Origin of the sequence: Rhodococcus sp. AW25M09 (assembly GCF_000333955.1) — a bacterium.
Taxonomy (GTDB): Bacteria; Actinomycetota; Actinomycetes; order Mycobacteriales; family Mycobacteriaceae; genus Rhodococcoides.
Genome location: NZ_CAPS01000044.1, coordinates 1 through 11,740, shown reverse-complemented (window position 1 = coordinate 11,740; position 11,740 = coordinate 1). Strand labels below are relative to the sequence as shown.

At 63.6% G+C, this 11,740-nt stretch carries 13 protein-coding genes and 1 pseudogene; 4 read left to right on the top strand and 10 right to left on the bottom strand.

Features of this window, described 5'->3' with window-relative positions:
- Window positions 1-404: pseudogene (locus RHODMAR_RS08120) on the top strand (pyridine nucleotide-disulfide oxidoreductase); the annotation flags it as partial.
- A 70-nt stretch (window positions 405-474) separates the two neighbouring features.
- On the opposite strand, the gene RHODMAR_RS08115 reads toward RHODMAR_RS08120, so the two are convergent.
- Window positions 475-1,344 (bottom strand): SMP-30/gluconolactonase/LRE family protein, encoded by an 870-nt coding sequence (locus RHODMAR_RS08115; protein ID WP_232433598.1) that lies wholly within the window; start codon window positions 1,342-1,344, stop codon window positions 475-477.
- A 67-nt stretch (window positions 1,345-1,411) separates the two neighbouring features.
- On the opposite strand from RHODMAR_RS08115, the gene RHODMAR_RS08110 reads away from it, so the two are divergent.
- Entirely contained in the window at window positions 1,412-2,146 is a 735-nt protein-coding gene (locus RHODMAR_RS08110; RefSeq protein WP_198289416.1) for an amidohydrolase family protein, read from the top strand.
- A 4-nt stretch (window positions 2,147-2,150) separates the two neighbouring features.
- On the opposite strand, the gene RHODMAR_RS08105 is transcribed toward RHODMAR_RS08110, so the two are convergent.
- Both RHODMAR_RS08105 and purT read right to left on the bottom strand, forming a co-directional pair.
- Entirely contained in the window at window positions 2,151-2,633 is a 483-nt protein-coding gene (locus tag RHODMAR_RS08105) for a DUF456 domain-containing protein (protein WP_008713305.1), read from the bottom strand.
- Between the two features lie 38 nt (window positions 2,634-2,671).
- Window positions 2,672-3,808 (bottom strand): formate-dependent phosphoribosylglycinamide formyltransferase, encoded by a 1,137-nt coding sequence (gene purT / locus RHODMAR_RS08100; protein WP_008713303.1) that lies wholly within the window; start codon window positions 3,806-3,808, stop codon window positions 2,672-2,674.
- Window positions 3,809-3,962: 154 nt separating this feature from the next.
- Between purT and RHODMAR_RS08095 the strand changes: the two genes are divergently transcribed.
- Window positions 3,963-5,039 (top strand): CaiB/BaiF CoA transferase family protein, encoded by a 1,077-nt coding sequence (locus tag RHODMAR_RS08095; RefSeq protein ID WP_008713301.1) that lies wholly within the window; start codon window positions 3,963-3,965, stop codon window positions 5,037-5,039.
- Window positions 5,040-5,048: 9 nt separating this feature from the next.
- Here the strand turns inward: RHODMAR_RS08095 and yczR are convergent, their stop codons facing one another.
- Entirely contained in the window at window positions 5,049-6,530 is a 1,482-nt protein-coding gene (gene yczR, locus RHODMAR_RS08090; RefSeq protein ID WP_008713299.1) for a MocR-like transcription factor YczR, read from the bottom strand.
- A gap of 91 nt (window positions 6,531-6,621) precedes the next feature.
- Between yczR and RHODMAR_RS08085 the strand changes: the two genes are divergently transcribed.
- Window positions 6,622-7,176 (top strand): methylated-DNA--[protein]-cysteine S-methyltransferase, encoded by a 555-nt coding sequence (locus RHODMAR_RS08085; protein WP_008713297.1) that lies wholly within the window; start codon window positions 6,622-6,624, stop codon window positions 7,174-7,176.
- A 67-nt stretch (window positions 7,177-7,243) separates the two neighbouring features.
- On the opposite strand, the gene RHODMAR_RS08080 is transcribed toward RHODMAR_RS08085, so the two are convergent.
- The 6 genes from RHODMAR_RS08080 to RHODMAR_RS08055 form a co-directional block, all read right to left on the bottom strand.
- The gene (locus tag RHODMAR_RS08080) at window positions 7,244-7,648 is read right to left on the bottom strand and encodes an LGFP repeat-containing protein (protein WP_008713296.1); all 405 of its coding nucleotides are present in this window, start codon (window positions 7,646-7,648) and stop codon (window positions 7,244-7,246) included.
- A 90-nt stretch (window positions 7,649-7,738) separates the two neighbouring features.
- The gene (locus tag RHODMAR_RS08075; RefSeq protein WP_081605936.1) at window positions 7,739-9,394 is read right to left on the bottom strand and encodes a signal peptidase I; all 1,656 of its coding nucleotides are present in this window, start codon (window positions 9,392-9,394) and stop codon (window positions 7,739-7,741) included.
- Between the two features lie 2 nt (window positions 9,395-9,396).
- Window positions 9,397-10,032, bottom strand: coding sequence for a SipW-dependent-type signal peptide-containing protein (locus RHODMAR_RS08070; protein WP_008713292.1), 636 nt, complete (start codon window positions 10,030-10,032; stop codon window positions 9,397-9,399).
- Window positions 10,032-10,550 (bottom strand): hypothetical protein, encoded by a 519-nt coding sequence (locus tag RHODMAR_RS08065; RefSeq protein ID WP_008713290.1) that lies wholly within the window; start codon window positions 10,548-10,550, stop codon window positions 10,032-10,034. The genes RHODMAR_RS08070 and RHODMAR_RS08065 overlap by 1 nt, the downstream gene beginning before the upstream one ends.
- On the bottom strand, window positions 10,547-11,143 hold the full coding sequence (locus tag RHODMAR_RS08060; protein WP_008713288.1) for a signal peptidase I: 597 nt from the start codon (window positions 11,141-11,143) through the stop codon (window positions 10,547-10,549). Before RHODMAR_RS08060 ends, RHODMAR_RS08065 begins: the two co-directional genes overlap by 4 nt.
- Entirely contained in the window at window positions 11,140-11,694 is a 555-nt protein-coding gene (locus tag RHODMAR_RS08055) for a hypothetical protein (RefSeq protein ID WP_042938423.1), read from the bottom strand. Before RHODMAR_RS08055 ends, RHODMAR_RS08060 begins: the two co-directional genes overlap by 4 nt.
- Between the last annotated feature and the right edge of the window lie 46 nt (window positions 11,695-11,740).

The window sequence follows — 11,740 nt, the reverse complement described above, 5'->3', positions numbered from 1 at the left end:
AAAACATCAGCCAACTCCCGTTCGACGAACAAGCCGGCACCATCCCCAACGAGGCCGGACGCGTCGTCGAGTCGCCGCACTCGACCACACCGGTTCCCGCCACCTACGTCACCGGCTGGATCAAACGCGGACCCGTCGGCCTCATCGGACACACCAAGGGCGACGCCAACGAAACCGTCGCCAACCTCCTCGAAGACGCACCGAGCTTCGCCGGTGCCACCGAACCCGATCTCGACGCCGTCACCTCGTTCCTCGAAGCCAAGCAGGTTCCGTTCACCACCTGGGACGGCTGGTACCGCCTCGACGCACACGAACGCTCCCTCGGCGAAGAAGAAGGACGCGAACGCGTCAAGGTCGTCGAACGCGAAGACATGCTGAAGGCATCCGAGCCCGACAAGGCTTAGAGCGGCTGCGCCGCATGTGAGTGGGAATTCGTAGTGGACTACGAATTTCCACTCACATGCGCGGAGCGCACTACACGCGAACCGCCAGCAACTTTCCCTCGGTTTCGATTTTGCGCTGATGTTCGTTGAAATCCGGTGCAGCGCAGACGAACAGCGTTCGGCCGTCGGATCCTCCGAGTCCGCAGGCGAAGACCCCGAGATCGAAATCGAGCTGCTCCAGAACTTCCCCGCCCTGCTTGACGTGCAGAATTCGCTGCCCCAGCGCGTCGGCGATCCACATCGTGCCGTCGGTGTCGATGCAGCAGCCGTCGGCGGCCACCTTCACCTCACTCATGGCCTCGGCCATGTCGGTCGACGACGGCGTCGCACCGAAGCTCGCCCAGTCACGCCGCTCCCCAAGTGACCCGTCCTCGGCGATGTCGAAAGCACTGACTCGGTTGCCTACCGTCTCGTCCACGAGCAGTTGGCCCGAATCGGTGAACGCCATTCCGTTCGGGAAATACAGATCCGATGCCACGACGTGGGCAGAGCCGTCCGGGTCGACGCGAATCAGATCGGCCGTCTCTACGGGAGCGAAGTTCATCAGATCGAACCCGAAGTTCCCGATGTACGCGCGACCTTGCGCGTCGACGAGCATGTCGTTGAGGTTCGCCTTCACGTACGTGGACAGGTCGGCGTGCACGGTCAGCGAACCGTCGTGCTCGCGCAGCAGCAGCTTGTAGTCGCGCATCGACACGATCAGCAGTCGGCCGTCGGGCAACCAGCCCAGGCCCGACGGCTGATGGGGCACCTCGGCTTCGACTCGGACGTCGGACCCGTCTTCGAGGGCGGACACGACGCGATGGGAATAGAAGTCCGACACCCAGATCCTTCCCTCGTGCCAACGTGGACATTCGAAATACGTGTATCCGTCGAGAACGACAGTGGTCTCCGGTTTCATGTTTCGCATTGAAACACCGCGGCAGGGGGTCGCGCCCGTGAATGCGTGAGCTGGCATGCTGGGACCCGTGTTCGACGCCCACTTGCACATCATCGACCCCCGCTTTCCGCTGATCGAGAACCACGGATTTCTGCCCGATCCCTACACCGTTTCGAATTATCTGTACGACGTGGACGGACTCGGCATCACCGGCGGTGCGGTGGTGTCGGGATCGTTTCAGGGCATCGACCACAGCTTTCTGTTGGCTGCTCTGGAGAGGCTGGGCCGCGGCTGGGTGGGCGTCACTCAGATCGATCCCGAGTGCTCCGACGAGGACATCATCGCGCTGCACGACGCCGGGGTGCGCGGAATGCGGTTCAACCTCAAACGCGGTGAGACCGACGTCGAGATGCTCACCACTCAGGCGCGGCGGGTCCACGATCTGGTCGGGTGGCACGCCGAACTGTACGTCGATGCCTCCCTGCTGCTCTCGCTCGAACCCATTCTCGCGAAGCTACCGGCCGTGAGTATCGATCACCTGGGCCTGTCGACGCAGGGTCTGCCGTATCTCCTCGACCTCGTCGACCGCGGAGTACGCGTCAAGGCAACGGGATTCGGACGGGTGGACATGGACATTGCCGACACGCTGCAGAAGATTCATCGGGTCAACCCCGAGGCGTTGATGTTCGGCACCGACCTGCCGGGCACTCGCGCCCCGCGCCCGTTCTCGGAGAACGACATCGACATCATTTCTCACGCCGTCGGCGGCGACCTACCGGCCGTGCTCGACGGTAATGCCCGGGCCTGGTATCGGGTCTCCTAGCGGTTCAGACGAGTACGGTTCCCCCGAGCCACACCGCGGACGCCAGTAGCGCACCGAACAGTTCCACCAGAATCGACAACCCGGCAGCTTTGGTGGCGTGCACCGTCGATCGCCAGGCCTCCGAATGGTTGCGGTGCCTCGGTACTTCGGCCACGTAGACGCCGCCGATGAAGCCGATGAGCAGTCCGACCACGGGGATGACGAAGAATCCGACGATGCCGAGCAGACCGCCGACCATCAGCGATCGCATCGGCACACCCGCCTCTCGCATGCGCCGGCCCGGCCACGTGTACTTCACGACGCCACTGACCACCAGCAGTACCGTCGCGATCGCGAACACCGTCCAGGCGGCCACTCCGCCGGTGAGCCATGCCCACACTGCGACGGCAGCGAAGATCAAAATGGTGCCGGGCAGAATCGGCAAAACGATGCCGACGAGGCCGACCAGAATCACCAGGCCGACCAGGACTTCTCCGAGCGTGCTCATGGACTCAGTGTGCACTGCCCGGGTCGTGGACGCGGCAATCAGACGGTGGGCCGAACCTTCCCCGCTGCCTCGCGGGCCCTGCTCCGCGCCGTCTCGATGTCCGACGCCGTCGATACCGCGACGCCCATCCGACGCCGGACGAAACTGGTCGGCTTACCGAACAGGCGCAGGTCGGTCTCGGGGACCGCCAATGCATCGGCGACGCCCTCGAAGGAAATGCCGTCCGCATCGACGCCGCCGTAGATCACCGCCGACGCACCGGGCGAGATGAGCGTCGTGTCGATCGGCAGACCGAGGATCGCACGAGCATGCAGCTCGAACTCCGAGAACCGTTGCGTGCGAAGCGTTACCAAGCCAGTATCGTGCGGCCTGGGACTGACCTCGGAGAAGTACACGGTGTCGCCCTGAACGAACAGCTCGACGCCGAAGAGCCCGCGTCCACCGAGCGCCGTCGTGATGCGCTCGGCGACGTCGCGGGCACCCGCCAGGGCCGCGTCGGACATCGGTTGCGGCTGCCACGACTCGATGTAGTCACCTGATTGCTGAAGGTGTCCGATCGGTTCACAGAACGAGGTGCCGTCCACCCCGCGGACAGTGAGAAGCGTTATCTCGTAATCGAAATCGACGAAACCCTCGACGATGACGCGACCGAGATCGACGCGGCCTCCCGCGAGGGCGTACTCCCAAGCGGCCTCGACGTCGGCCTCGCCGCGAACGACCGACTGACCCTTACCCGACGACGACATGACCGGCTTGATGACGGCCGGAAAGCCGATGGTGGACAGCGCTTGTCGAACATCGTCGAGCGAATCGGCAAATGCGTAGGGCGACGTGGGCAGCCCGAGCTCCTCGGCCGCGAGACGTCTGATGCCCTCGCGGTTCATGGTCAACTGGGTTGCTCTGGCCGTCGGAATCACGACCGTCCGGCCCCTGCTTTCCACCTCGGCCAACGCATCGGTGGCAATGGCCTCGATCTCCGGAACCACGAAGTCGGGCTGCTGCGAATCGATCAGCGCCAGCAGCTCTTCGGGGTTGCTCATGTCGATGGTGAACGCGTGATGAGCCACCTGATGGCCGGGAGCATTGTCGTAGCGATCGACGGCGAGCACCTCGACACCGAGGCGCTGGAACGCGATGATCACCTCTTTGCCCAGCTCACCTGCCCCGAGCAGCATCACCCGGGTAGCCCCGGGGGTCAGCGGAGTACCGATACGGACGGGATCTGGGGCAGTCACAGCCCCATTATCCACACCCCGATTGGTTGGACGCCCTAGTACAAGTTAGTCTCCATTCACATTCGCAGCTGACGAGTCGGAACGAGGCAACAACGTGTCGAACACTGGTGGACCACTCGCGGGGCTCAAAGTCGTCGAGCTCGCAGGTATCGGTCCCGGCCCGCACGCAGCATTGCTGCTGGCCGACCTCGGCGCAGACGTCGTTCGGGTCCAGCGCGCCGGACAGATCTCTCCCGACGACCACCAGCTACGCAGCCGCACCATCGTCGAGGCCAACCTCAAGGACCCCGCCGACATCGAGAAGGTGCTCGGCCTGATCGAACGCGCAGACGTGCTGATCGAGGGGTTCCGCCCCGGCGTCACCGAACGCCTCGGACTCGGACCCGACGACGCCTTGGCCCGCAACCCGCGCCTGGTCTACGGCCGGATGACCGGCTGGGGACAAGAAGGCCCGTGGGCGCAGACCGCCGGCCACGACATCAACTACATCTCCGTCACCGGAGTTCTCAACGCGATCGGCCGTGCGGGTGAGCGGCCCGTGCCGCCGATGAACATGGTCGGCGACTTCGGCGGTGGCTCGATGTTTCTCGTCTTCGGCATCATGGCGGCGCTCTACGAACGACAGAGTTCCGGGCAGGGACAGGTGGTCGACGCAGCCATGGTCGACGGCACTGCCGCACTGTCGCACATGATCTGGGCGTGGCGAGGCGTCGGAGCCTGGAGCGACGAGCGCGGCACCAACCTGCTCGACACCGGCGCGCCGTTCTACGACACCTACGAGACCTCCGACGGCGGATACATGGCAGTCGGCTCGCTCGAGCCGCAGTTCTACGCCCAGCTGCTCACCGGCCTCGGCCTCACCGACGCGGACCTGCCGTCGCAGATGGACAAGTCGCGCTGGCCCGAACTGCGCGAGAAGTTCACCACCACATTCCTGTCCAAGACTCGCGACGAGTGGGCCGGGATCTTCGACGGCACCGACGCGTGCGTGTCGCCGGTCCTCACCTTCGCCGAGGCCCCGAACCACCCACACATGAAGGATCGTGACTCGCTCATCGACGTCGGCGGAGTCACGCAGCACCGTCCGGCACCGCGGTTCTCCCGCACCGAGAACGGAGTCCCGACGCCACCGCCCTCCGCCGCGACCGACATCGCGTCGGTCTGGGCCTGATTTCCCGCGTCAGAACACCAGGGCAGGCTGCTCCGAATCGGCGCTCGGGGCCAAGGCTCGATACGCTGCGGCAGTAGCCACCACCGCAGCCCGAAGTTCTTGCGGCTCGCGGGTGTACGGCAGCCGGAGGTAGCGCTCGAAGGCACCCTCGACGCCGAACCGCGGGCCCGCTGCCAGAACCGCTCCGAATGCCGGAGCGGTGGCGGCCAACGCACTGGACACCGGAGCCGGCAGCTGCAACCACAGCGACATGCCGCCCTCGGAGCGTCGATATCGCCAGTCCGGAACATGCTCGGCCAGAGCGTCTTCGAGCACATCACGACGCTCACGCAGTTGCTTCCGCCGCAGCTCCAGGGCCGGTTCCGCGTCCTGTAGCAAAAACGAGGACGCCAGTTGATCCATGATCGAGGTGCCGAGATCGTGGGCCGCGCGCGAACCGGCGAGCTGCGAGACCAACGACGGATGTGCCCTGATCCACCCGATGCGGAGGCCACCCCAGAACGACTTCGATGCCGAGCCAATCGTGACGATGTCCGAGCCGGAGACTCGACCGAACGACGCCACCGGAGGCGGCGGTGGGGCGTCGAGCCAGAGGTCCACCATGGTCTCGTCCACGATGAGCGTCATCCGGGTGTCTCGGGTGATGCGGGCGAGTTCGGCCCGGCCTTCGGCATCGAGCACCTGCCCGGTGGGGTTGTGGAAGTCCGGAATCAGATACGCCACCTTGGCCGCCGTTTGCCTTGCTGCACTGCGGATTCCCTCCAGGTCCCAGTCTCCGTCGGCAGGGCGCACCGGTACCGGCACCGGCCGGGCACCCACGCGCCGGATGGCCTCGAGCGCATTGGGATACGTGGGGTGATCGATCAGGACGCGATCACCGGGCGAGGTCAAGGTGCCCAGCAGCAGCCGAACCGCTTGCTGCGCACCGGAAGTGACCATGATCTGATCAGCGGTAGTCGGCAGGCCACGTTCGACGAAGCGTCGAGCGATGGCCTCTCGCAGCACAGCCAAACCTATGGGTTCCATGCCGTGCGTCGGCAAGTACGTCGGAAGTGCTTGCAGCGCAGACTCGTACGCGGCCGTCATGGTGCCGTCCGCCGCCGACATCGCTGCGTGACTCATGTCCACCACCGGTCCGGACGGCGACGTCGACTGAATCAACAATCCGTTCGGCGTAGGCGCGGTAGGCAAGGCCACGGTGCTGCGCGAGCCCTGCCGGCTGATCAAGTACCCCTCGTCGCGCAACACCGAATACGAGGACGTGATGGTGGTGCGGCTCAGATCGAGCGCCGCAGACAGGTCGCGCTCGCTCGGCAGGCCGACGCCGAGCGGAATACGGCCGTCGTGAATGAGCAGACGGACTCCGTCTGCCAGGGCTCGATACGTCGGACGCGAGGCCTTGCGCTTACCGGATCCATCCGCGGACGCGTCGCCGCGCCAGCTACCGAGATCGCGGGCCAGTGACGTTGCATTGAGGACTCTCGAGGCCATGCTCCCCAGTATCAGCCCACTGGCATCGAACTTTCAAGTCCATTCTCGGATCGACTGGACTGCTAGAGTAGTTCCGGCGGATACTGGAGCAATGCCGAGCTACACGCTCTTCGACACTGCCATCGGCCGCTGCGGTCTTGCGTGGACCGAGGACGGGGTCATCGCCGTCGCACTGCCCGAGCCTTCCGACGAGGCAATGATGGAATACCTGGCCGGCTTCGGGGCCGCTGAAGGACCGGTCGACAATTTGGGTCGTTTCGCAGGCTCCACTCCTGACCTGGCCGCCGACGCGATAGATCGCATCTCCGGGCTCCTCGACGGCCGGGCGGTCGATATGAGTCCGATTCCGCTGGTTCTCGACGTCTCGGAGTTCGATGCCTCGGTGTACACGGGCTGCAGTGCAATTCCCCGAGGCGCGACGCTCACGTACGGCGAGATCGCTCGCAGGCTCGGCCATCCCGGCGCGGCACAAGCTGTCGGCGGGGCGCTCGGCCGGAACCCTGTGCCGATCATCGTTCCGTGCCATCGAGTGCTCGGCGCGGGTACGGAAGTCGGCGGCTTCTCGGCTCCGGGTGGGGCAAATACCAAACAGCGAATTCTCGGCATAGAAGGTGTACCGGGATTCGACGAGCCGACGTTGTTCTGAAATACCATCGGGACCATTCGGACTTCCCGACCGAATAAGTGGTCCGAAACAGGCCGGAAGAATCTATTCAGGCAGAAACTCCGAGGGACGGCATAGAGCCGTCGACCGCGGACACCTCGTGCCGACCACCGATTATGAAAGCACCCTCATCAGGCAACCAACCGATAGCTCCCCGCTGAAACAGGTTGTACCGACCGGAACCGGTGGGCGTCGGACGCTCATTGCTGATCGGATAGCCAAGTGCGCCATAGGGTCCCCCGTGGCCGAGGTACCAGTCGACGATAGGACCGTGCACCTCGTGCGCACCACCTTCGGGCAGCGCGAACACGGTGGCTCTCGCGAATTCCAGCATTCCCCCGCCTTCTGGCCCGAGCATGAATTCACCGACCTGCGCGCCGATCCACGGATGTTCGTATGCGAAGCGATCGAATTGGTAGCTGAAAACTTCCAATCCATTGTAATTCTCAGTCATCGACCGGCCCTCCGTCGCTGTACGTGAAGACAATTATCCACATTCACACGGGTCGGCGCAGACCAATTCGGACATATATGTAGATGAGCGCTATTGCAGTAGCGCGAGAATGTCTGCCGGAATCTGATCCGTGTCCGCCGGATCGATCACCGTCCGCGACCACGAACCGCCAGTTCCGTCGAGCCAAACCAGTTGATCCGGGCCGAGTAGCCACAACTGATCCCCAGACCACTGGACGCCGTAGCCGTAGGCGTCACTGGACGTGGCGGGGGCGCTGTACTGAACTGCGCCGGTGGTGTCGACGATCTGCAGAGTCTGAGCGCCGTCGATATCGACAACCCTGGCAGTCGACGCACCAGACGGAGAAGACTGGGGGGTGATCAAGTCGACCGGTGCGGGCGGGGTGGTGGTGAGTGATTCCGTCGTTGTCGTGGGCGCTTCCGTGGTAGTGCTGGGCGCTTCCGTGGTAGTGCTGGGTGCTTCCGTGGTGGTGGACGCTTCCGTTGGCGTCGTGCCTTCGGGTGTCGTGGTTTCGGGCGTCGTAGCGGATGAGGTCGTGGCTTCGGGCTTGGCCGTGTCGGTGGTAGCGATAGGCGACGTCGAGGTGATGCTCGGTGGTTCAACCGTGAGGGCCTGCGGGGCGCTGCGGGCAGCCGCACCGGCGGTAACAGAAGACGTTCCAGCCGTCGGGTCGCAGCTAGCAGAGGGCAACACCGAAACACCAAGAACAACAAGCCCAGGAACGAGTTTGATGTCTCTCGATGGCCCTTCAGCAGATACATGACTGCCCGATACGGTCTGCATTTTGTACGTGTAGACACCATCGAGCGCGCCGATGTTGATCAGCGCTCCGTTGACGATCGTCACCGATAGCTGACTCGCCGCGATCGGAACCGTTGCCACAATAGTGCTCGACCCTTTTAGCCTCATCACGTATTGGTAGGTGTACCCGGTTCCCGCGGTCGGCCAGGACAGCCTTGCTTGCGAAAGTCCAGAATTGGCGCACGTGAGAGAGGTAGGCGGCAGCAGCGGCGGAGCTGTGGTGAAGGTGCCACTCAATGCCGTTGCCGTATCCACTCCCGCTGCAAGAGTTGTCGGAGTGTTCGATGCAGAGATTCCCACGGCGCTCACCGCCGCAATGGCAAGAACGACGGTCAGCGGAGATTTGCTGTGTCGCGGGCGTGGTGCTCCCTCTGGTTGCACTCCATCCGGCTCGGCCTCTCGGCGACTTTCGGGTCTGAACGCCAACATCAACAGGACCCCGACGAGGATTCCGCCGAGGAAAACCGCGACTGGTCCGCTGAGCCAGGTCACCGCGTAGCCGAGTTTCGGAACGCTGAAGATCACTCGTCCGGCTTCACTGACTATGTACGTTTCCACGTCGGCATCGGAGTTCGCGTCGCCCTGGAGAATCAGCTGGGCGCTGTCGGTCCCCACTGCCCCGATCTCGATCACTCGGTGGGTGATGCCGTTGCCCGCTGCATTGGTGACGTTGACGATGTCCCCGACCTGAATCTCCGTGGCGGGCGTCTTCTTGCTCAGTGCCAGTGCGCCGGTCTCGATGGCCGGTGCCATCGACCCGGACCGAAAGATCAGCGGAGTGATTCCGAGGAAGACCGCGGCAAGAGCGAACAGCACACAGATCAACCCGGCGAATGCCCCTACGCTCAAAGCGATTTCGCGATAGAGCCGAGCTCGAGATCGCGGGGTAGCAGTCGGCGCAGAGCCGTCGACAATATCCGACATGACTAGCTCGACGTCGCAGTGAGGGTGTAGGTGATGGTGCCGGTTGCGGGAGTGGACGGCGCAGCACCGACCATCTTCACAACGAAGCAGAGACCTTCGGTCACGGGTGCCGGCAGTGGAAGCGTGGTGCCTTGGCCCACGATTGATCGATCCTGATGTGAAAACGTTTGCGGCGTGGAAAGTCCGGTCACTGTAGATAGCAGCGTGCCACTGCATCCAGTGTTCGTACCATCGGCAGAACCCAGGTAGACCGAGGAGTTGAGAAGGGTGCCCAATCCCGTGGTGCTAATGACCGTGGCCATGATCGAGTAGGTGAATCCAACACTTCCCGAGTTCGAAACGATCAAGTTCGCTGAACGCGTGTCGTTCGGAAAAAGATCAACTTTCTTCATTGAAGTTTTGAAGGCCAACGGGTCGTTGTCCTCCGCTGGGTTTCCCAGCTTGATGTCGATTTTTCCGGTCGTGAAAACCCCGGAAGTCGCAGTGGCACTGTCGGACCATGAGGCCAGTGTTCCCACCGCGCCCAACCCCAACACGATGCCGATCGACATGATGGCCCGGGCACGAGCACTGATGAGCGCGAGGCCGATTCGGCGCAGGACGCTCGAAGGGCCGAAACCGCTACCGTGACGCGCCATCAGGGCTGCGCCCCTTCCCTTTGATCGCGGCCGCCGATACCTGCCGCAGCGAGGCAAGGGGCGGTGTCCTGATTGTCCCATTGAACCACCAGATCGACACCTGCCGTGGACTTCTGGGTTTCGTTTCCGGCGTCGACAGTCATCCCGACAGTGGCGTCGACGCGGCGCTTCTCGCCGGCAGCAACGACGAGCGATACACACTCCGGCGAGGACTCGACCCCGTCGATCGAGACGACGAGCGCTCGACCGAACGCAGGATCGTCGCTGTCGATGATCAACTGCACGCGACCGTCCTCCTCGGTGTGGTTGAACACGTGAAACGTAGAACTTCGTATGTCACCGGGAACCCAGCGAATGTCCTTGTTGAACAACGAATCGGGCAGAGCAGGCAGCCACGTCTGACCGTCGCTGCTGTAGCTGACGGACTGCAACGGACGAGAAGGACCGGCACCGATGAGCAATACGACCACCAGCATCGCGAATACAGCGCCCGAGGCCACCGTCGTGCTGTGACTCATAACGATCGTGACCCCTTCCGCTGCTTGCGGTGATCCAGTCCGGCACCGACGAACATGAACAGTGCATAGCCCGCCAAACCGATGACGATGACCGTCACCGTGATCTTCCGCTGCTCACCGTTGAGCCAATTGTTGACGTACCCCATGTACGGGACCGAGTACCAGACCTTGCCGCGAATTTGACCCACCTGCACCGGGTTTTCGTCGTCGGCACCGTTGTTGTCACCGCGCGTGATGTACGTCGTAGTGCCCCGCCCGCTCTGCCGCGTAGCGACGATTCGGTGCGTCACCACATCGGGTTCACCGGAACGGATCTGATAGGTGATCGGCGTTCCGACTCGGAGCTCGGCGACATCGGCGGGTTTGACCACCACGAGGCTTCCGGGTGGATAGGTGGGCCGCATGGACCCGGTGAGGATCGTGTACGGAGTCGACCCGCTGACCAGTGGGATCACGATCGTCACAGCCAGAACGAACAGCATGACGGCCAACAGTGTGTACGAGACAACCCGATTCACCCACCACAGGACGCCGGTGTGCTCGTCCTCCGTTGCGACTGGAGGGATTACCTCGGTATCGTCGCCCGCGCTCATGTCTGATCCGCTCTGAACGAGAACGCCACCGTCGACGTCTGAATCTGGGGCGGGTCAGCGCCGGCAGCAAGCCGAAAGCACCACACCTCGTTCACGCCTGCGGCCAGTAGTCGCGCCGCGGGGGCAGTGGGTGCCTGTGCGCCACTGGCATTTCCGGTGTAGAGGACCGTCGTCGAGCCTGTCGGCGCACCTGTGGTGGGGCATTGCGCCGCCGACGTCACCAATGTCGCCGTCAGCGTGAGTGGTACCGCACCGGTCAAAGTAGTTCCCTGCAAGCGGTAGTTGAAAGGCACGTTGCCCGCGTTTCGGATCGACAGCGATGCCTGCGAAAAACCGTTCGGTCCCAGGTTCGTCGATCCGAGTGCCGCGAGTACGTAATTGTTCACTTCGGCCCCCGCGGGCCCAACCTTGATGTCCAGGGTGCCAGAGTTGATAGTGCCGCCACTGATCACTTTTTCTTCACGCCACAGCGCGCCCGTCGCCTGCGCTGATCCGAAGACCACCACGACGACGGACGCGGCTGCGAGCGCCCAGTATCGGCCGTGCTTCAAGGTAACCAGGACTCAGAGCGGACGGACCTGGTCGAGCGTCAAGGTC

Excerpts from the sequence above, each read along its gene's own strand:
- RHODMAR_RS08075 (WP_081605936.1), bottom strand. The coding sequence starts at position 9,394 with ATGTCGGATATTGTCGACGGCTCTGCGCCGACTGCTACCCCGCGATCT.
- yczR (WP_008713299.1), bottom strand. The coding sequence starts at position 6,530 with ATGGCCTCGAGAGTCCTCAATGCAACGTCACTGGCCCGCGATCTCGGT.
- RHODMAR_RS08105 (WP_008713305.1), bottom strand. The coding sequence starts at position 2,633 with ATGAGCACGCTCGGAGAAGTCCTGGTCGGCCTGGTGATTCTGGTCGGC.
- RHODMAR_RS08060 (WP_008713288.1), bottom strand. The coding sequence starts at position 11,143 with ATGAGCGCGGGCGACGATACCGAGGTAATCCCTCCAGTCGCAACGGAG.
- RHODMAR_RS08080 (WP_008713296.1), bottom strand. The coding sequence starts at position 7,648 with ATGACTGAGAATTACAATGGATTGGAAGTTTTCAGCTACCAATTCGAT.
- RHODMAR_RS08085 (WP_008713297.1), top strand. The coding sequence starts at position 6,622 with ATGCCGAGCTACACGCTCTTCGACACTGCCATCGGCCGCTGCGGTCTT.
- purT (WP_008713303.1), bottom strand. The coding sequence starts at position 3,808 with ATGCTGCTCGGGGCAGGTGAGCTGGGCAAAGAGGTGATCATCGCGTTC.
- RHODMAR_RS08115 (WP_232433598.1), bottom strand. The coding sequence starts at position 1,344 with ATGAAACCGGAGACCACTGTCGTTCTCGACGGATACACGTATTTCGAA.
- RHODMAR_RS08065 (WP_008713290.1), bottom strand. The coding sequence starts at position 10,550 with ATGAGTCACAGCACGACGGTGGCCTCGGGCGCTGTATTCGCGATGCTG.
- RHODMAR_RS08070 (WP_008713292.1), bottom strand. The coding sequence starts at position 10,032 with ATGGCGCGTCACGGTAGCGGTTTCGGCCCTTCGAGCGTCCTGCGCCGA.